General features: G+C 41.5%; 29 protein-coding genes and 2 pseudogenes. 24 read left to right on the top strand and 7 right to left on the bottom strand.

All coding sequences use genetic code 11. The annotated features are described in order from the left end of the window. The first annotated feature begins 105 nt into the window (after window positions 1–105). Window positions 106–978, top strand: a complete 873-nt coding sequence (tesB, locus tag F931_RS20085; protein ID WP_016142968.1) for an acyl-CoA thioesterase — start codon at window positions 106–108, stop codon at window positions 976–978. Window positions 979–1087: 109 nt separating this feature from the next. After that, the gene (locus F931_RS20090) at window positions 1088–2353 is read left to right on the top strand and encodes a dicarboxylate/amino acid:cation symporter (RefSeq protein WP_031945567.1); all 1266 of its coding nucleotides are present in this window, start codon (window positions 1088–1090) and stop codon (window positions 2351–2353) included. Window positions 2354–2396: 43 nt separating this feature from the next. On the opposite strand, the gene F931_RS20095 is transcribed toward F931_RS20090, so the two are convergent. The 7 genes and pseudogenes from F931_RS20095 to metC form a co-directional block, all read right to left on the bottom strand. Continuing rightward, the gene (locus tag F931_RS20095) at window positions 2397–3347 is read right to left on the bottom strand and encodes a metal-dependent hydrolase (protein WP_080649551.1); all 951 of its coding nucleotides are present in this window, start codon (window positions 3345–3347) and stop codon (window positions 2397–2399) included. A 124-nt stretch (window positions 3348–3471) separates the two neighbouring features. Next, the gene (yihA, locus tag F931_RS20100) at window positions 3472–4248 is read right to left on the bottom strand and encodes a ribosome biogenesis GTP-binding protein YihA/YsxC (RefSeq protein WP_016142971.1); all 777 of its coding nucleotides are present in this window, start codon (window positions 4246–4248) and stop codon (window positions 3472–3474) included. Between the two features lie 100 nt (window positions 4249–4348). Beyond that, a complete protein-coding gene (locus F931_RS20105) occupies window positions 4349–4786 on the bottom strand; it encodes an RrF2 family transcriptional regulator (protein WP_016142972.1) in 438 nt (145 codons plus the stop codon). Between the two features lie 88 nt (window positions 4787–4874). Further along, a complete protein-coding gene (locus tag F931_RS20110) occupies window positions 4875–5639 on the bottom strand; it encodes a globin domain-containing protein (RefSeq protein ID WP_016142973.1) in 765 nt (254 codons plus the stop codon). Between the two features lie 2 nt (window positions 5640–5641). After that, window positions 5642–5787, bottom strand: a pseudogene (locus F931_RS22440) (hypothetical protein). Next, on the bottom strand, window positions 5784–7331 hold the full coding sequence (yjgR, locus tag F931_RS20115; protein WP_016142974.1) for a helicase HerA-like domain-containing protein: 1548 nt from the start codon (window positions 7329–7331) through the stop codon (window positions 5784–5786). Before yjgR ends, F931_RS22440 begins: the two are co-directional and overlap by 4 nt. 43 nt (window positions 7332–7374) lie before the next feature. Next, window positions 7375–8565 (bottom strand): PLP-dependent transferase, encoded by a 1191-nt coding sequence (gene metC, locus F931_RS20120; protein ID WP_016142975.1) that lies wholly within the window; start codon window positions 8563–8565, stop codon window positions 7375–7377. A gap of 168 nt (window positions 8566–8733) precedes the next feature. On the opposite strand from metC, the gene yfeJ reads away from it, so the two are divergent. The 22 genes and pseudogenes from yfeJ (at window position 8734) to rplO (ending at window position 18843) form a co-directional block, all read left to right on the top strand. Beyond that, a complete protein-coding gene (yfeJ, locus tag F931_RS20125; protein WP_016142976.1) occupies window positions 8734–9462 on the top strand; it encodes a type 1 glutamine amidotransferase in 729 nt (242 codons plus the stop codon). 252 nt (window positions 9463–9714) lie between these two features. Further along, window positions 9715–10026, top strand: coding sequence for a 30S ribosomal protein S10 (gene rpsJ, locus F931_RS20130; RefSeq protein ID WP_000070912.1), 312 nt, complete (start codon window positions 9715–9717; stop codon window positions 10024–10026). A 58-nt stretch (window positions 10027–10084) separates the two neighbouring features. Continuing rightward, on the top strand, window positions 10085–10723 hold the full coding sequence (rplC, locus tag F931_RS20135) for a 50S ribosomal protein L3 (protein WP_002117051.1): 639 nt from the start codon (window positions 10085–10087) through the stop codon (window positions 10721–10723). A gap of 11 nt (window positions 10724–10734) precedes the next feature. Further along, window positions 10735–11337 carry a 50S ribosomal protein L4 gene (gene rplD / locus F931_RS20140; RefSeq protein WP_016142977.1) on the top strand — a complete coding sequence of 201 codons (603 nt, stop codon included), beginning with the start codon at window positions 10735–10737 and terminating at the stop codon, window positions 11335–11337. Then, the gene (gene rplW, locus F931_RS20145) at window positions 11334–11654 is read left to right on the top strand and encodes a 50S ribosomal protein L23 (RefSeq protein WP_002049693.1); all 321 of its coding nucleotides are present in this window, start codon (window positions 11334–11336) and stop codon (window positions 11652–11654) included. The genes rplD and rplW overlap by 4 nt, the downstream gene beginning before the upstream one ends. Before the next feature lie 11 nt (window positions 11655–11665). Then, window positions 11666–12490: a 50S ribosomal protein L2 gene (gene rplB, locus F931_RS20150; protein WP_002049686.1), complete on the top strand. Its 825-nt coding sequence runs from the start codon at window positions 11666–11668 to the stop codon at window positions 12488–12490. Window positions 12491–12503: 13 nt separating this feature from the next. Continuing rightward, window positions 12504–12779, top strand: coding sequence for a 30S ribosomal protein S19 (gene rpsS, locus F931_RS20155; protein WP_001138119.1), 276 nt, complete (start codon window positions 12504–12506; stop codon window positions 12777–12779). Between the two features lie 11 nt (window positions 12780–12790). Further along, complete coding sequence (gene rplV / locus F931_RS20160) at window positions 12791–13120, top strand: 50S ribosomal protein L22 (protein ID WP_001982638.1); 330 nt, start codon at window positions 12791–12793, stop codon at window positions 13118–13120. Between the two features lies 1 nt (window position 13121). Next, window positions 13122–13938, top strand: a pseudogene (gene rpsC / locus F931_RS20165) (30S ribosomal protein S3). Continuing rightward, window positions 13878–14291 (top strand): 50S ribosomal protein L16, encoded by a 414-nt coding sequence (rplP, locus tag F931_RS20170; RefSeq protein ID WP_002049688.1) that lies wholly within the window; start codon window positions 13878–13880, stop codon window positions 14289–14291. Before rpsC ends, rplP begins: the two are co-directional and overlap by 61 nt. After that, window positions 14291–14488: a 50S ribosomal protein L29 gene (gene rpmC / locus F931_RS20175; protein WP_000849928.1), complete on the top strand. Its 198-nt coding sequence runs from the start codon at window positions 14291–14293 to the stop codon at window positions 14486–14488. The genes rplP and rpmC overlap by 1 nt, the downstream gene beginning before the upstream one ends. Further along, window positions 14485–14742, top strand: a complete 258-nt coding sequence (rpsQ, locus tag F931_RS20180; protein ID WP_002116661.1) for a 30S ribosomal protein S17 — start codon at window positions 14485–14487, stop codon at window positions 14740–14742. The genes rpmC and rpsQ overlap by 4 nt, the downstream gene beginning before the upstream one ends. A 92-nt stretch (window positions 14743–14834) precedes the next feature. Next, window positions 14835–15203 (top strand): 50S ribosomal protein L14, encoded by a 369-nt coding sequence (gene rplN, locus F931_RS20185; RefSeq protein WP_001982634.1) that lies wholly within the window; start codon window positions 14835–14837, stop codon window positions 15201–15203. A gap of 9 nt (window positions 15204–15212) precedes the next feature. After that, window positions 15213–15530 (top strand): 50S ribosomal protein L24, encoded by a 318-nt coding sequence (gene rplX / locus F931_RS20190; protein WP_002116820.1) that lies wholly within the window; start codon window positions 15213–15215, stop codon window positions 15528–15530. A 15-nt stretch (window positions 15531–15545) separates the two neighbouring features. Further along, the gene (gene rplE, locus F931_RS20195; protein WP_002116961.1) at window positions 15546–16082 is read left to right on the top strand and encodes a 50S ribosomal protein L5; all 537 of its coding nucleotides are present in this window, start codon (window positions 15546–15548) and stop codon (window positions 16080–16082) included. 9 nt (window positions 16083–16091) lie between these two features. Further along, window positions 16092–16397 (top strand): 30S ribosomal protein S14, encoded by a 306-nt coding sequence (gene rpsN, locus F931_RS20200; protein WP_002049689.1) that lies wholly within the window; start codon window positions 16092–16094, stop codon window positions 16395–16397. An 11-nt stretch (window positions 16398–16408) separates the two neighbouring features. Then, window positions 16409–16804: a 30S ribosomal protein S8 gene (rpsH, locus tag F931_RS20205; RefSeq protein WP_002049732.1), complete on the top strand. Its 396-nt coding sequence runs from the start codon at window positions 16409–16411 to the stop codon at window positions 16802–16804. A 13-nt stretch (window positions 16805–16817) separates the two neighbouring features. Further along, a complete protein-coding gene (rplF, locus tag F931_RS20210; protein WP_002116801.1) occupies window positions 16818–17351 on the top strand; it encodes a 50S ribosomal protein L6 in 534 nt (177 codons plus the stop codon). A gap of 14 nt (window positions 17352–17365) precedes the next feature. Then, complete coding sequence (rplR, locus tag F931_RS20215) at window positions 17366–17716, top strand: 50S ribosomal protein L18 (RefSeq protein WP_002049741.1); 351 nt, start codon at window positions 17366–17368, stop codon at window positions 17714–17716. 2 nt (window positions 17717–17718) lie between these two features. Further along, entirely contained in the window at window positions 17719–18216 is a 498-nt protein-coding gene (rpsE, locus tag F931_RS20220; protein WP_001141025.1) for a 30S ribosomal protein S5, read from the top strand. Window positions 18217–18222: 6 nt separating this feature from the next. After that, window positions 18223–18399 (top strand): 50S ribosomal protein L30, encoded by a 177-nt coding sequence (rpmD, locus tag F931_RS20225; protein WP_000849088.1) that lies wholly within the window; start codon window positions 18223–18225, stop codon window positions 18397–18399. A 3-nt stretch (window positions 18400–18402) separates the two neighbouring features. Further along, window positions 18403–18843, top strand: coding sequence for a 50S ribosomal protein L15 (gene rplO / locus F931_RS20230; protein WP_002116985.1), 441 nt, complete (start codon window positions 18403–18405; stop codon window positions 18841–18843). The last annotated feature ends 43 nt before the right edge of the window (window positions 18844–18886 follow it).

Below are 18886 nucleotides of genomic sequence, written 5' to 3' on the forward strand. Positions count from 1 at the left end.
AAGTTGACTGATTGTTCCATGTTCAAATAGTTTTTTATGGCACAATAGATTCTACACATCTGTACTTTAATACGATTTTTTACCTGAAATATGAAGGTATCTCTCATGAATGCGTTAACCCAAGAACTTGTCGATCTTCTTACTTTAGAAAAGCTAGAAGAAAATATTTACCGTGGCATAAGCCGTAATCTTGTCGGCAAACGTGTCTTTGGTGGACAGGTTTTGGGTCAGGCTTTACGTGCGGCATCTTATACAACTGATCGTCCCGCGCATTCTTTACATGCATATTTTTTATATGGTGGCGATATTAATGCCCCAATTATCTATGAAGTAGACCGTTTACGTGATGGGAAGAGTTTTGTAAGTCGTCAGGTTCGTGCAGTTCAGCATGGGCGAGTTATATTTTCGGCGATGGTTTCTTTTGCTAATCCAGAAGAAGGGCTGAATTATCAACATCAAGAACCAGACTACCCTGCACCAGAGACTCTTAAATCTGAAAATGAACTCAAAGAAGGTATTCTAAACTTTGTACCGGAAAATGTTCGCGCTAGCTTCATGCGTGAGCGCCACGTAGAGATTCGCCCAATTGATCCGGTAAATCCGTTTCAACCGCAACCTGAAGCTCCTTATAATGCGCACTATATCCGCACGCATGACCGTATTCCAAAACAATTAGATGATATCGCTCTGCATCAAGCGATTGTTGCGTTTTATTCAGACTTTACCTTAATGACAACGGCTTTAAGACCGCATGGGCTCAGTTATATTTCTCCAAGTTTGCAGTGTGCAAGTATTGATCATGCAATTTATTTCCATCGTCCGCTGCGCGCTGATGAATGGATGCTTTACGATATGGAAGCAACAGTCAGCGCAGCTTCTCGCGGTTTAAACTTTGGCCGTATGTGGCAAAATGGCCAACTTGTTTGCAGTACCGTGCAAGAGGGTTTAATTCGTTTGCGGGAAATTGAAACGCAATAAACTCATTTATAAAGCCATCTCATCAGATGGCTTTTTTATTTTTAATTGAAACGATGTGACAAAAAATTGCTCGTATGAAAAGCAAGCTCATGTCATATTTGCAAAAGGATTGCCAACTGAAAAAAATAATGCTGATATGAACTTAAACACACAAATTCTTATTGCTGCCATTTTAGGCTTAGCCTTTGGTTTCTTATTAACGTTGTATCCCGATACTGCGTTTGTAAAACATAGTTTATATGGGCTAGGCATATTAAGTAGTGTCTTTATTGGGCTGCTTAAAATGTTGTTGGTACCTTTGATTTTTAGCTCGATTGTTGTGGGTGTCTCTAATTTGCAGGCAGGTGGCCAGCTAGGTCCAGTCTGGAAAATTACCTTTTTATGTTGTTTGACCACAACAACATTGGCTTTAATTTTAGGTATAAGTTGTGCTCATCTATTTGAAGTAGGGCGCGGTATAGATATTTCTATTTTCCAAACGTCTATGCAAAATTATCAGGCGCCCGATAGTTTAAACCCTGCAAGTTTTTTCACCAACTTTATTCAAAATACATTAATCAACCCATTTAAAGCATTTAGCGACGGTAATGTTTTAGCTGTTGTGGTGTTTGCACTATTTGTTGGTGTTGCGCTAGTCCATGGTGGTGAGCGTTTCAAAAGTATTCGCGTATTGAGTCATCAATTTTTTGAAATGATGATGATGTTAGTTGGCTGGGTGATGAAGCTGGCACCTTTAGGTATTTTTGCTCTATTGGCAAAGTTAATGGCAACGGAAGATATTTCGGTATTAAGTCGTTTGGCTGAGTTTGCTGTTGTCGTAACGGGGACTACCATTTTTCATGGCGCTGTTGTTTTACCGCTACTACTTTGGATTTTTGGTCGTATGAGTCCTTGGACTTTTTTCAAAGGAACACGTACAGCGCTGATCACTGCATTTGCCACCAGTTCTAGCTCTGCCACGATGCCGCTTAGTATGAAATGCGCACAAGAAAACTTAGGTGTACGCCCTCAAACAGCGGGCTTTGTGATTCCTTTAGGTACGCAGCTTAATATGGATGGTACTGCACTATATGAAGCTGCAGCTGCACTCTTTGTGGCAAATTTAGTGGGACTAGATTTAAACCTGACACAACAAATTATCGTGTGCTTAACAGCAATGATTGCATCGCTCGGTGCACCTGGAATTCCGAGTGCGGGTATGGTCACCATGATTATGGTTTTACAGTCTGTAGGTTTACCAGCTGAAGCAATTGCAATTTTACTTCCGATTGATCGTCTACTCGATACTGTGAGAACAGTGGTCAATGTGCAAGGCGATATGATGATTAGTGTCGTTGTAGATCGTTATACAAAAGATAAAGATAGCAGTGTCTAATCTCCTATAAAAAAGCAGGATTTAAAATCCTGCTTTTTTGTTTTTAAGCGGCTTGAAGCTCAGCTCTTTTTGCTGCTGGAGATTGAGATAAATAACTTACCGCATCTTCAGTGCTGCCTTCTTTAACTGGATCATACCAAGGCATGAGGTAATCAATTTGTTGGGCAATCAGCCAAAATGGATTTGGTAGCACTTGGTTATCTTTGCGACTAATCTTAAGCCATTCTATAGCAACCCATACTGGGAAAAATCTGGATTTAGCTGCATCAGCAAAACGTGGATCTTGTTTCATAATATGTGCAGCGCCATCTACCCATAATCCAAGTACCAGTACAATCACTGCAAGACTTAAATAGTAGCGTGGAATATAGCCACCACCAAGATGGCGGTATAAATCAAAAGCAACGGTACGGTGTTCAATTTCTTCTGAACCATGCCATTTAACTAGATCGACCATTTCGGGGTCAGCGCCTAACTCTTCCCAACGCTTGTTATAGAGTGCATATTTCCCTAATACACAGGTCATATGTTCGACAGTTGCAATAACGCCTAAACGGAAAAGATCCCATTGTTCTTGTAGAAATTGAGGGACTTCTTTATCAAAGGGTTTATCTGCTAAGGCGGTCGTAAATAGATAATTCATAATGTCCAGATTTCGCTGGATATCAATATTACGTGCACTTAAATATTCTTTATTGGCAGAAGTATGCGCATTGGCATGCATAGCTTCTTGGCGGATAAATGCTTGTACATCCTGTTTAAGTTTTTCATCTTTAATTTGCGGTAAAACTTTATTGTACAAACGGCAAAACCAGAATTCTCCGGCAGGTAAAATATTATTAATTTCATTAATAAAATAACTGGCGAAAGGCTGATTTGGAATCCAGTCAACAGGGGTATCTTTCCAGTCAAATTTTACTTTACGGGGAAGAATTTTATAGTCAATAGAAGAACCTAAAGCCTTGTTCTTCAAAAAAGATAACAATTTCATCATTTAGTCCTGATTTTTAACTCGATGAAGTTATAACGAGTATAAAAAAAGCCCCTACATTTGTGTTTAGCAATAGGGGCCAATTTGAATATAAATTTAATGAAGAAATTGTATCTGCTATGACAATTTAACTTTCAGCGTCCTCATCGGTGGCTTCAGGAATCGCATCGACATCAAATTCTGGTTCTTGATCAAGCGTAAAATGTAGTCGTCCAGCCATAACACTTGCTAGCTCTTCTAAACCTAATTTATTAAGTGATGAGAAAAGTTGAATCGAGAAATCAAGCTTCATTTTTTTCAGCTGCTGCTTAACTTCTAATAGCACTTTGTTTGCTGGACCACGATTAAGTTTGTCCGCTTTTGTTAGAAGGATATGAACAAAAAGATGACGTGAATAAGCCCACTCTAGCATCATCATGTCGAAGTGCTGTAAAGGATGGCGAATATCCATCAGTAATACTAAGCCTTGTAAGCTTTTACGATGAATTAGATAGTTCTCTAATTCTTTTTGCCATACTCGTTTCATATCTTCAGGTACAGCTGCATAGCCATAGCCAGGAAGGTCGACTAAACGTTGATCAGGATTACCTAGGCTGAAGAAGTTAATCATCTGTGTACGGCCTGGTTTTTTTGAGGCACGTGCGAGTTGTTTTTTGTTGGTCAATGCATTAATAGCACTAGATTTACCAGCATTTGAGCGCCCTGCAAAAGCAATCTCGTAGCCACTATCTTCAACACAAAGTGCCAATTTAGGAGCACTCATTAAAAATTCAGCTTGGCGTAACCAGTTTAGTGATTGCACGGCATATTCCGTGATCGCTGGGTCTGGTTTCTTTTCATAGCTGATCTTTTGCTTTGGTGCGAGTCTGGCTTTGGTGTCTTTCGATTTTTCACTACGACGCATAAAAAATAACTTTTTAAATGAGAGGGCTCGCACCTAGTATAAAGGAGCTTGGGTATTCTTGCTAATTTTCAATAAATCAACTTATGAAAATTAATCCAAGTTAGATTTCTAAAAAGGCAATAGGGGAGTGTGCAGGAGCAGATTTTGAGTGCTGCAAAACTTCTTCGAGTGTGTATTGGTCTAGGCTTTGATAAAAGCTCTCTAGAGCTTGATCTAAAATACCTTTTAAACCACAGTGACTGCGTAATACACAAGGGGGCGTATTGCACTCAACGATTTGATTGTCACCCTGTAATATTCGAACAATTGAACCTAAATTTGAGTTAAGTGCATCTGGGTTTAAGCGTATTCCACCACCTTTTCCTCGAATGGTAATAATCCATTCTTGTTTGCCCATAAAGTGAACAACTTTAACCAGATGGTTTTGTGAAACATGCAAATCTTTCGCGATTTCTGCAATCGTGTAGGGTGCATCACTTGGGCGTGCAACATACATTAATATTCGTAATGCATAATCGGTAAATTTATTAAGCTGCATGATCACCAAAAATGGAAGAGAATAAAAAGGATGATCATCTTAGCCTGAAAGTTTAAATAAGAAAACTTTCAGGCAAGAGGTTTTTACATTACAACGTTAAAGGAGCTGAAACCTGCACTTGATCCCCCACTCTGTAATGCTCAAGTAAAATATTAGCCACCGAAAACTCAGTATGGTTTTCTTCAGGCTGAACATCGAAGTGATATGAGTTATTTTCTTGAGCTTCTGTAAATTTAAAAGCTTTCGGTTGTTCAAGCTGTTGCTCTGGAACTTGTACTTTAACCGAAATAAAAGCATTGGCTGGACCAGTTAATACGTCCTCATGGTCAGTTGCTTTTAAAGTAAAACGTTTGCCAGATTCAAGAGGATCAATTTGGGTAATCTCAAATGAGCGCCAGCCAGCCCATCCACCTTTTAAGCTCTCAAGTTGTTCATACTTTTGTTTTTCAACGCCAATTAAAATATCTGCCAATTGTAGATAAGCTTGCTTCCATGCTTCGATAAGTTCTGATTCAAATGGCACATTGAGTACTTCACTAATTGAATGAAGTAGGTTGTCACCAACAATTGCATATTGATCAGGCTGAATATCTAAGCTCACGTGTTTAGTGGTGATGCGTTCTACCGCTTTAGCGAGCACACTAGGGTTCTCAATATTTTCTGCATATGCAAGAACCGCAGCTGCAAGCGCGCGTGGCTGGCGTAAGCTGGTTTGATCATCTAAGTTGAAAACATTTTTTAATTCAGGGTTGTTATTCAACATACGCTTATAAAAGTATGTAGTTAGCGTAACGCCGTGTTCACGTAAAACAGGTACGGTAGATTTAACAAGTTCAATTTGTTGTGGAGTCATGGCTAGACCTTATTCATCTGGCTATATAAGATGTATTTAAAATACATCTTTAAAAAATTAATGGCAATAACTTTTTGAGAAAAACCATAAAAAAATTAGGGGATATAAAATCCCCTAGTATTAACACAGTTTTATTAAAATTTTTTATTTTCCAAATAAAGAACCAAGTAGGCCTCGTACGAGTTTTTGGCCTGTACTTCCTCCTAAACTGCGTGCTGCACTTTTTGCAAAAGTTCCAACAATGTCTTGGGTCAGCTTGGCTCTTTCACGTGCTGCTCGTTCTTCTTCTTTTAATTGTTCACGTGCCAATCTTTCTTGCTCTTTAACTTGTTGTTTGGCTAAAGTTTCTTGTTCTTTTGCTTGTTGTTTAGCAATTTCGGCATTTTGTTGTTGCTGTTCGCGTTCAGCAACTTTATTTTGTAGCATTTCATAGGCACTATCACGATCTACAGCTTGTTCATATACACCAGCAATAATGCTTTGCGAGATTAGCGTTTGGCGCTCTTCGGGAGTGATTGGTGTAAATGCAGAGTACGGAGGCATGACCCAACCGCGTTCTACAATTTGTGGAGTACCTTGCTCATCTAGGCAACTAATGAGGGCTTCACCAACACCAAGTTCCGTAATTGCTTCATCAACTTTAAAGTTTGGATTAGCTCGGAAAGTATCTGCTGCAGTTTTTACCGCTTTTTGATCTTTAGGGGTAAATGCGCGTAGGGCATGTTGAACGCGATTACCAAGTTGCCCCAGAACACTTTCAGGTAAATCGAGTGGATTTTGGGTAATGAAATAGATACCCACTCCTTTAGAGCGGATTAAACGTACAACTTGTTCAATCTTGTCTTGGAGTGCTTGGCTGGCATTATCAAATAATAAGTGAGCTTCATCAAAGAAAAACACGAGTTTGGGTTTATCCATGTCACCGACTTCTGGAAGCTGTTCAAATAACTCTGAAAGCATCCATAAAAGGAAAGTGGCATATAGTTTGGGTGTATTCATGAGCTTGTCAGCCGCAAGAATATTAATGTAGCCACGTCCATTTGCATCAGTTTGAATAAAATCTAAAATATTTAAAGCAGGTTCGCCGAAAAATTGCTCTCCACCTTGATCGGCAAGGGCTAGTAAATTGCGCTGAATAGCGCCTAGGCTTGCTGGAGATAAATTGCCATATTCAGCTTTAAACTCGGCTGCATGTTCGCTAACAAACGTAATCATGGCTTTTAAATCTTTAAAGTCGACTAATAGTAGACCTTGGTCATCTGCAATGCGGAATACAGCAGCGAGCACACCTTCTTGAGTATCGTTTAAATTGAGCATGCGAGCCAATAAAATTGGCCCAATTTCAGAAATAGTGGTTCGGATAGGATGGCCTTGCTGACCAAATAAATCCCAAAAAACAACTGGATTAGCTGCAAAAGGAATGCTATCAATTTGTAAAAGCTTTAAACGTTCATTAAATTTATCAGAAGCTTCACCAGCTTTTGCGAGACTCGAAACATCGCTTTTAGCATCGGCAAGAAATACCGGTACACCAATTCGAGAGAAACTCTCTGCTAGAACTTTTAACGTAACTGTTTTACCTGTACCCGTGGCGCCTGCAATAAGTCCATGGCGGTTAGCAAACTGGGAAAGTAAAACAATTTCTTTGGATGTGTCATTAATATTTTTAGCAATAACAATCGGTGTACCCATATATTTTTATCCTGTGGTTCGAGTCACTATGATCTTGTCGTTTTTACAGTTGTTTCAGTGCGTTTTCGATATCTTGTATTAAATCTTGCGGATCTTCTAGTCCTATACAGAATCGAACCAATAATCCTTGTTGTAAATGTGTATTTTCAAGTTTTCGCATCATTTTTAAATCATAAAGCATGATCAGGCTAACAGGTCCTCCCCAGCTAAACCCGAGCTTAAATAAAGCCAATGCATCGCAGAAGCGACGTACTGCTTTAATGTCATATTCAGGTTTAAAAATGACACTGACTAAGCCAGCACTTTGACCATCTGTGCAGATTTCTTGCCAGTACTGATGGCCTGGGGCATTCTCATCGCTTGGGTGTAGAACCTGTGCAAATTGAGGTTGATTCTTTAGCCATTTAAGTAGAGTGTGGGCATTGGCTGACTGTTTTTCATAGCGTAAAGACATATGAGCTAGGCTGCGTTGAATCTGAGCTGCATCGTCTCCCGAGACTGCAATACCTAAAATGGCATGCGTACGGAATAGACGGTGATGCAGTTTTTCATCACGAGTTACAATGCTGCCCATTAAGATGTCACCCCCACCGCTCGGATATTTGGTGAGTGCATGAATAGTTAAGTCGACTGACAGATGCTCATCAGAAAAATTAAAAGCATTAAAGGCAATTCCAGCACCCCAAGTGTTATCGAGGGCTGTTAAAACACCATGTTCTTTAGCTTTTTTGACTAGATTTTTAAGATCGGGGAATTCTAGAGTAACGGAGCCCGCAGCCTCTAGCCATAGCAGTTTGCTTCTGTCGGTTGGCTGAAAGCTTGTTGCATCAATTGGATTATATACTTTAACGATAATCCCATATTGATCTTGTAGGTAATTTAGATGTTCGAGATTGGGTCCATAAATATTGTCTGGAACCCATACTTCATCATTGGTACTTAAAAAAGCTGAGTTCACAATATTAATTGCTGATAAACCGCTCGGTGCAAGTAAACAATGCAATCCACCTTCAATTTGCGCAATATTGTCGCCTAAAGTGAAGGTAGTAGGGGTGCCATGGGTTCCATAACTATAGTCATAAGGGTCAGTCCAATGACGATCAAAAAGGTGCGAAGTTGATTTAAAAATAATAGTTGATGCACGAAATAAGGGAGGTTGCACTGTTTCAATGAATTGCGGAGCCTTTCTTGGGGCATGAATGAGGCGAGTTTGAAAATCGTTATGCTTTTTCATAGTGCGTTGTGTGTTAAATGATAAAGTTAGATTAAGAGAAATTTAAACTCTTCGCTAGATTTATAAAGTTTTGTAAGACGTTTCGTTACAGTAGATCCATAAAACAAAAACTTGGCTTTATTTTTGCAAAGACCACTACAACATTCTAACAACAATAGGTTTAAGCGCATGAAGTCGCATTTAAGAGTTCATTATTTTCAACATATCGCAGGTGAAGGCTTTGGGAGCTGTTATTCATTTTTAAAAGCTCACCATGCGACTATTAGTTCTACGGAATTTTTTGCACTTCCGGTCGATCGGTCACTTGAAATAGAAGCTTTGCCTCAAATAGACGAGGTTGATTTGTTACTCGTCATGGGTGGTACCATGAGTGTAAATGATGAAGCAAATTATCCATGGCTTAAGATAGAAAAAAGATGGTTACGCCGATATTTAGCAGCAGGAAAGCCTGCTATAGGACTTTGCTTGGGCGGGCAGCTAATCGCTAATGCATTAGGGGCAGCTGTCAGTCGTAATCGCTATCAGGAACTTGGATGGTCGACAGTTCAGAGAGTTGCTAATTTACCTCAAGACAGCTTTCCATTGCCTGAAAAAATAAAGGTGATGCAGTGGCACAGTGAAACATTTGAAATACCTAAAGGTGCTATACACTTGGCTGAGAGTACAGCTTGTCGTAATCAAATGTACCAGATTGGAAAGAATGTATTGGGCTTTCAATTTCATCCGGAAATGACACCAGCGACTTTAGAACTCTTGCTTGAAAATGAAGAGGAGTTATCAATTTTTAATGGAGAATATGTTCAATCTCCGAAAGAACTACAATATTCGGAAGCACAAAAATTTGAACAAGGCAATCAACTCTTAAATAAAGCAATTGAATTTGTCATAAATGCATAGATGAGTTGTCAATGCTCAGTTAAAGCAGGTTTTGAGCAAAAAATAGAAAAAGAGAATTGCATAAGACTTAAACAATCGTTATAATGGGCGACCCTCAAAAGGAGGGGCATTTACTGCGAAGAAAGTAGTAAATGTGCATTACAGTCGTGGCATCGATCATGACCTTAGTGATTTTCACTGCCTTTGACACTTACCAATGGGTGAGATGCGTCAAAGGTGATTCTTTATATGTTTGGCTTGGAGTTTACTGGTATGTCTAACCAGAGAATTCGTATCCGTTTGAAGTCTTTTGATCATCGTCTGATTGATCAATCAGCTCAAGAGATCGTAGAAACCGCTAAGCGTACTGGCGCACAAGTTTGTGGTCCAATTCCGATGCCTACTCGCATCGAACGCTTCAACGTTCTTACTTCACCGCACGTTAACAAAGATGCGCGTGATCAGTACGAAATCCGCACCTATAAACGTTTGATCGACATCGTTCAACCTACAGATAAAACTGTTGATGCATTGATGAAATTAGATCTTGCGGCTGGTGTTGATGTTCAGATCGCTTTGGGTTAAGGCTTTCGGTTGATTAACTTCTAAGTTAATTAGGCCGCTTTTTTAGAGGTTTATGCACATGGCTATTGGTTTAGTCGGTCGCAAATGTGGTATGACTCGCATCTTTACAGATGCAGGTGTTTCTGTACCTGTTACAGTCATCGAAGTCGATCCAAACCGCATTACGCAAATCAAAACACTTGAAACTGATGGTTATCAAGCTGTTCAAGTAACTACTGGTGAACGTCGCGAATCTCGCGTAACTAACGCTCAAAAAGGTCACTTTGCGAAAGCTGGTGTTGCTGCTGGTCGTTTAGTTAAAGAGTTCCGTGTTACTGAAGCTGAGCTTGAAGGTCGTGAAGTTGGCGGCACTATTGGCGTTGATTTGTTCACAGTTGGTCAAGTAGTTGACGTAACTGGTCAATCAAAAGGTAAAGGTTTCCAAGGTGGTGTTAAACGTTGGAACTTCCGTACCCAAGACGCTACACACGGTAACTCAGTTTCTCACCGTGTATTAGGTTCTACAGGTCAAAACCAAACTCCTGGACGCGTGTTCAAAGGCAAGAAAATGGCTGGTCACTTAGGTGATGAACGCGTAACAGTACAAGGTCTTGAAATCGTATCTATTGACGCTGAACGTTCTGTTTTAGTTGTTAAAGGTGCAATTCCTGGTGCAACTGGCGGCGACGTGATTGTACGTCCTACCATCAAGGCCTGAGGGGAAATACCGTGAATTTGAAAACTGTTTCCGGCTCTGCTGTTGAATTGTCTGAAGTTGCTTTCGGACGTGAATTTAACGAAGCTCTTGTACACCAAGTTGTTACTGCTTACTTAGCAGGTGGTCGTCAAGGTACTCGTGCTCAGAAATCACGTGCAGACGTTTCTGGCGGTGGTAAAAAGCCATTCCGTCAAAAAGGTACTGGTCGTGCTCGTGCGGGTTCTATTCGTAGCCCTATCTGGGTTGGCGGTGGTAAAACTTTTGCTGCTCGTCCACAAGATTGGTCTCAAAAAGTAAACCGTAAAATGTACCGCGGTGCAATGCAATGTATCTTAGCTGAACTTGTTCGCCAAGATCGTCTTGTATTAGTTGAAGAGTTTGCTGTTGCAGCTCCAAAAACTAAAGAGTTGCTTGCAAAACTTAACGACTTAAATGCTGCTCGTGCATTAATCGTTACTGACGCTGTAGATGAGAACTTATATCTTGCAGCACGCAACCTTCCGCATGTAGATGTGGTAGATGCAAATGCAATCGATCCTGTAAGCTTGATCGCGTTTGATAAAGTTGTGATGTCTGTAGCTGCTGCTAAGAAAATTGAGGTAGAACTCGGATGAACAACGAACGTATCTATCAAGTCCTTAAAGGACCAGTCTTCTCAGAAAAGGCACAAGTTTTAGGTGATACTGTTGGTGTTCAAGTATTTAAAGTAGACATCAATGCTACTAAGCTTGAAATCAAAAAAGCAGTTGAAAAACTTTTTGGTGTAGAAGTTGTTAAAGTTAACACAACTATTACTAAAGGTAAGACTAAGCGCTTTGGTCGTACATTAGGACGCCGTTCTGATGTTAAAAAAGCATACGTCACCCTGAAAGCCGGCCAAGATGTTGAAATGGCTGACTTGGGCGATACCGCTGAAAGCGCAGCGGAATAAGGACGAAAATTATGCCGATTCAAAAATGTAAGCCAACGTCTCCAGGACGTCGCTTTGTAGAGAAAGTGGTTCATGACCATCTTCACAAAGGCGCGCCTTACGCACCGTTGGTTGAAGCTAAAAAACGTACTGGTGGTCGTAATAACAACGGTCACATTACTACTCGTCACGTTGGTGGTGGTCATAAACAACACTACCGTATCGTTGACTTCAAACGTAACAAAGACAGCATCCCAGCTGTTGTAGAGCGTATTGAATACGATCCAAACCGTACAGCACATATTGCTTTATTGAAATATGCTGACGGTGAACGTCGTTATATCATTGCACCTAAAGGCTTACGTGCTGGCGATAAAGTACAATCTGGTAACGATGCTCCAATTCGTCCAGGTAACTGCTTGCCACTTCGTAATATGCCGATCGGTTCTACACTTCATAACGTTGAACTTAAAATTGGTAAGGGTGCGCAATTAGCGCGTTCTGCTGGTGCTTCTGTTCAGTTATTGGGTCGTGATGGTTCTTACGCAATTATTCGTCTTCGTTCAGGCGAAATGCGTAAAGTACATGTTGAATGCCGCGCTGTAATTGGTGAAGTTTCTAACCAAGAAAACAACCTTCGTTCATTGGGTAAAGCTGGTGCTTCGCGCTGGCGTGGTGTTCGTCCTACCGTACGTGGTATGGCGATGAACCCAATTGATCACCCGCACGGTGGTGGTGAAGGGCGTAACAAAGGTATTCAACCTGTAAGCCCATGGGGTCAAAAAGCTAAAGGGTACAAGACACGTACCAATAAGCGTACGACTAAGATGATTATTCGCGACCGTCGCGTCAAGTAAAGGAATCTGACTAATGCCTCGTTCTCTGAAAAAAGGCCCATTCGTCGATGCGCACTTGTTCGCTAAGGTTGAAGCGGCTGTTGCTAGTAACTCTCGCAAGCCGATTAAAACTTGGTCTCGTCGTTCGATGATCCTTCCAGATTTTGTTGGTTTAACAATTTCTGTTCATAATGGTCGTAACCACGTTCCAGTAATTGTTACTGAGCATATGGTTGGTCATAAACTCGGTGAATTCGCGCCAACTCGTACCTATCGTGGTCACGGTGTTGACAAGAAATCTAAACGTTAATAGGTGTCATGATGGAAGTAACTGCTAAATTACGCGGTGCCGCTATCTCGGCACAGAAAGCACGTTTGGTTGCAGATCTTATTCGCGGCAAATCTGTTGCGCATGCTTTAAATATCTTAAACTTCAGTAATAAAAAAGCTGCTGTTTTAGTGAAAAAAGCATTGGAATCTGCGATTGCAAACGCTGAACACAATAACAGTTTAGATGTTGACGATCTTAAAGTATCTACGATTTACGTTGACGAAGGCATGAGCCTTAAACGTATTATGCCACGTGCTAAAGGCCGTGCAGATCGTATTACTAAGCGTACTTGTCACATCACCGTTAAGGTAGGGGTTTGATATGGGTCAGAAGGTTCATCCAATCGGTATCCGCCTAGGTGTTGTGAAACGTCATAACGCTAACTGGTATGCGAATCCGAAACAATACGCTGAATACTTGCTTAAAGATCTTCAAGTTCGTGAGTTTTTAACTAAAAAACTTAAGAATGCGATGGTAAGCAATATTCTTATCGAACGTCCATCAGGCGCTGCTAAAGTAACTATTAGCACAGCTCGTCCTGGTATCGTAATCGGTAAAAAAGGCGAAGATATTGAGAAATTACAGCGCGAACTTACCAGCATTATGGGTGTTCCTGCGCAAGTAAGTATCAACGAAATTGATCGCCCAGACTTAGATGCGCGTTTAGTTGCTGAAGCTATCGCTTCTCAATTAGAAAAGCGTGTAATGTTCCGTCGTGCTATGAAGCGTGCGGTTCAAAACACTATGCGTGCTGGTGCTAAAGGTATCAAAGTTGAAGTGTCTGGCCGTTTAGGTGGTGCAGAGATTGCTCGTACAGAATGGTATCGTGAAGGTCGTGTACCTTTACATACGCTACGTGCAGACATTGACTATGCTACTATGCGTGCAGAAACAACTTACGGTACGATTGGTGTTAAAGTTTGGATTTTCCGTGGCGAGATTTTAGGTGGCATGAAACAAGTCATGAACCCTGCTCCTGCTGAAGATCGTCCAGCTAAACGTGGTCGTGGTCGTGGTGAAGGTCAAGAGCGTCGTGGTCGTCGCGGTGACCGTGCTGCTGACAAGGGAGAATAATCCATGTTGCAACCTAAACGTACCAAATTCCGTAAGGTGCACAAAGGCCGTAATACTGGTCTAGCGCATCGTGGTAGTACAGTATCATTTGGTTCGATTGCAATCAAAGCAACTGAACGTGGTCGTATGACTGCTCGTCAGATTGAAGCTGCACGTCGTACTATTAGCCGCCGTATTAAGCGTGGTGGTAAAATCTTTATTCGCGTATTCCCGGATAAACCAATTACTCAAAAGCCTCTTGAAGTGCGTATGGGTAAAGGTAAGGGTAGCGTGGAGTACTGGGTTTGCCAGATCCAACCAGGTAAGATCCTGTACGAAATTGAAGGTGTGAACGAAGAATTAGCGCGTGAAGCATTTGCTTTAGCTGCTGCTAAACTTCCGTTTAAAACCACTATCGTGACTCGGACGGTAATGTAATGAAAACTAAAGATCTACGTGAAAAATCGGTAGAAGAGTTGAAAGCTTTGCTTGACGAGCAACAGCTTAATCAATTCCGTCTTCGTATGGCGAAAGCAACTGGTCAGTTGGGTAAATCGCATGAAGTGCAAGTTGCTCGTAAGACAATTGCTCGTATTAAGACACTCCTTACCGAAAAACAGGGGAACGGACAATGAGTGAAAAAACAGTCCGCACGTTAACCGGCAAAGTAGTAAGCGACAAAATGGACAAGTCTATTGTTGTTCTTATCGAACGCCGCGTTCAACACCCGTTGTATGGCAAATCAATTCGCCGTTCAACTAAGTTACACGCTCATGATGAGAACAATGTTGCTAAACTTGGCGATGTTGTGACCATTAAAGAAAGCCGCCCAATTTCTAAAACTAAAGCTTGGACTTTAGTGGAAGTAGTTGAAGCAGCTGCTGAGTAATTCGACGTTCTTGTTGCATCATCGGTCAATTTCGAGTACTCTTTGAGCCTTTCGAAATTGTGACCGGTGATGCTCGGTTTTGGAGTAGGGCAATGATTCAAACCGAAACTATGCTCGACGTAGCAGACAACAGTGGTGCTCGCCGCGTACAATGTATTAAAGTACTTGGTGGTTCACATCGTCGTTATGCTTCTGTTGGCGACATTATTAAAGTTACTGTAAAAGAAGCAATCCCACGCGCACGTGTTAAAAAAGGTGACGTGATGAATGCGGTTGTAGTTCGTACTAAATTCGGCATTCGTCGTCCAGATGGTTCTGTGATCCGTTTTGATGATAATGCTGCAGTTATCCTGAACAACAACAAAGCTCCGATTGCTACTCGTATCTTCGGACCAGTGACTCGTGAACTTCGTACTGAACAGTTCATGAAAATCATTTCATTGGCTCCTGAAGTTCTATAAGAGGCAATCATGGCTAAGATTAAAAAAGGCGATCAAGTTATCGTGATCGCAGGTAAAGAAAAAGGCAAACAGGGTACTGTATTGTCTGTTTCTGAAGACCGCGTTAAGGTTGAAGGCCTTAACTTAGTGAAGAAGCATCAAAAGCCGAATCGTGTAACTGGCGCTGAAGGCGGTATCGTTACTCAAGAAGCTTCGCTTCATATTTCAAACGTGGCAATTTTAAATGCTACAACCCAGAAGGCTGACCGTGTTGGTTACCAAGTGATTGATGGCGTGAAAACTCGCGTTTATAAATCAAATGGTGAATCAGTGGCGGTAGCGAAGTAATAGGTTGAAAAGGCAATGGCCAGACTTAAAGCACGTTACAACGAAGAACTTAAAGCGAAGTTACAAGAAGAACTTAGCATTAAGAATGTGATGGAAATTCCACGCATCACAAAAATTACCCTAAACATGGGTGTAGGCGCAGCTGCAACTGATAAGAAATTATTAGATGGCGCTGTAGTCGACATGCAATTAATTGCTGGTCAAAAACCAGTAATTACACTTGCTCGTAAATCTATCGCTGGTTTCAAAATCCGTGATGGTTGGCCGATTGGTTGTAAAGTTACTTTACGTGGCGACCAAATGTACGAATTCTTGGACCGTTTGATCTCAATCGCAATCCCTCGTATCCGTGACTTCCGTGGTTTCTCTTCGAAATCATTTGATGGTCGTGGTAACTACTCGATGGGTTTGAAAGAGCAAATCGTTTTCCCTGAAATCGATTTCGATAAGATTGATCGTATTCGTGGTATGGATATTACTATTACTACGACTGCTCGCACCGATGACGAAGGCCGTGCGCTTATGCGTGCATTCGGCTTCCCGTTCAAATAAGAGGTCGATATGGCTAAGAAAGGTATGATTAATCGCGAATTGAAACGCGAAAAAACAGTTGCTAAATACGCTGCAAAACGTGCTGAATTAAAAGCTACGATTGCAAACGTAAATGCAAGTGAAGAAGAGCGTTTCGAAGCGATGTTAAAGTTACAAGCATTGCCACGTAATGCATCTCCGGTACGTCTTCGTAACCGTTGTGGTTTAACTGGTCGTCCTCATGGTTACTTCCGTAAGTTCGGTTTAAGCCGTAACAAATTACGTGACACAGTAATGCAGGGTGATGTACCAGGCGTTGTTAAGGCAAGCTGGTAAGGAGCGACTAAATGAGTATGCAAGATACCGTTGCCGACATGCTAACACGTGTTCGTAACGCACAAATGGCTAAGAAACAAACTGTTTCTATGCCTTCTTCTAAGTTGAAAGTTGCTATTGCAAACGTACTTCAACAAGAAGGTTATATTTCAAATGTAGAAGTTGCTCAAGAAGAGACAAAATCTACTTTGACAATTACTTTAAAATATTTCGAAGGCAAACCAGTTATCGAAATGGTTAAACGCGTAAGCCGTCCAGGTCTTCGCCAATACCGTGGTAAAGATAAACTTCCAAGCGTTAAGCAAGGTTTAGGTATTGCAATTGTTTCTACAAGCAAAGGCATCATGACTGATCGCGCTGCACGTGCTGCGGGCGTTGGTGGTGAAGTTATTGCTTTTGTTTCTTAATAGGTGATTCCTCATGTCTCGTGTGGCTAAAGCCCCAGTAACTGTACCTAATGGTGTAGCAGTTACTCAGAACGGCCGGCAGGTCGAAGTGAAAGGCAGCAAAGGTACATTGTCTTTCAACCTGCATGCGCTGGTCGAGCTAAAACAGGAAGAAGGTAAACTTCAACTTGCTCCAGTTAAAGAATCGAAAGATGCTTGGATGCAAGCTGGTACTGCTCGCGCTGTATTGAATAACCTTGTAAAAGGGGTTAGTGAAGGCTTCGAACGTAAGTTGCAGCTAGTTGGTGTTGGTTATAAAGCTGCGGTTAAAGGTACTGTTGTAAACCTTAACCTTGGTTTTTCACACCCAATTGACTACGCTTTACCTGAAGGTGTAACAGCGGAAACTCCAACTGCTACTGAAATCATTTTGAAATCAGCAAACAAGCAGTTGTTAGGTCAAGTAGCGGCAGAAATCCGTGCGTATCGTTCTCCTGAACCATATAAAGGTAAAGGTGTTCGTTATTCGGATGAAGTCATTCTTCGTAAAGAAGCTAAGAAGAAATAAGGCGCGAGGTTCTTATGAACGAAAAGAAACAATCCCGTTTGCGTCGTGCGAAAAGCACACGCTTGCACATTCGTGCATTGGGTGCGACTCGTTTGTGTGTAAACCGCACTCCGCGTCACATCTATGCTCAAGTTATTTCAGCAGATGGTGGCAAAGTTTTAGCACAAGCTTCAACTTTGGATGCATCTTTACGTAGCGGTACTACAGGTAATGTAGACGCGGCTACTAAAGTAGGCGCTTTAATCGCAGAGCGTGCGAAAGCAGCTGGTGTAACTAAAGTTGCATTTGACCGTTCTGGTTTTAAATATCATGGTCGTATCAAAGCCTTGGCTGATGCTGCTCGTGAAAACGGCTTGGAGTTCTAATCATGGCTAAAGTTGAACAAAACGAAGGTCTTGTTGAAAAGCTGGTTGCCGTTGATCGTGTAGCCAAAGTTGTTAAGGGTGGTCGTATCTTCTCTTTCACAGCATTAACTGTTGTGGGTGATGGTAATGGTCGTGTTGGTTTTGGTCGTGGTAAAGCACGTGAAGTTCCAGCTGCTATTTCTAAAGCACTTGAAGCTGCACGTCGCAACATGATTACTGTAGACCTTGCAGGTACTACTTTACAACACCCTGTGAATGCTCGTCATGGTGCAAGCCGTGTATATATGCAACCTGCTTCTGAAGGTACTGGCGTAATCGCTGGTGGCGCTATGCGTGCCGTTCTAGAAGCTGCAGGTGTACATAACGTACTTGCTAAATGTTATGGTTCTACTAATGCTGCAAACGTAGTAAACGCAACTTTTAAAGGTTTGCGTGATATGACTTCTCCTGAGAAAGTCGCTGCGAAACGTGGTAAATCAGTAGAAGAAATTCAAGGGTAATCAATCATGAAAACGATTAAAGTTACCCAGACTAAATCTTCTTCACATCGCTTGAAAAATCACAAGCTTTGCTTACAAGGTTTAGGTCTGCGTCGTATTGGTCATACTGTAGAAGTGCAAGATACGCCTTCTAACCGCGGTATGATCAACAAAGTCTACTATATGGTTAGTGTAGAGGAATAAGCCATGACTCTGCGTTTAAATGAACTTGCGCCTGCAGAAGGTGCAAAACGTGAACACCGTCGTTTAGGCCGTGGTATCGGTTCTGGCGTTGGTAAGACTGGTGGCCGTGGTGTCAAAGGTCAAAAATCACGTAAAAGTGGTGGCGTTCGTCCAGGCTTTGAAGGCGGTCAAACAGCGATTTATCGTCGTTTACCTAAATTCGGTTTCACTAGCCAAATCGCTTTAAAAACTGCTGAAGTACGTTTATCTGAGTTAAGCAAGGTTGAAGGTGACATCGTTAGCCTAGAAACTTTGAAAGCTGCGAATGTTGTTCGTCGTGACCAAATTCGTGCTCGTATCGTACTTTCTGGTGAAATCACTCGTGCATTCACTGTTCAAGGTGTTGCATTGACTAAAGGCGCTAAAGCTGCGATTGAAGCAGCTGGCGGTAAAGTCGAGGAGTAATCTCGAGTGTCTATGTCTCCTAGTTCTTCAGGTCATGTCAACA

It is taken from the genome of Acinetobacter pittii ANC 4050, assembly GCF_000399685.1.
In the GTDB taxonomy this organism is placed as follows: Bacteria; Pseudomonadota; Gammaproteobacteria; order Pseudomonadales; family Moraxellaceae; genus Acinetobacter; species Acinetobacter pittii_E.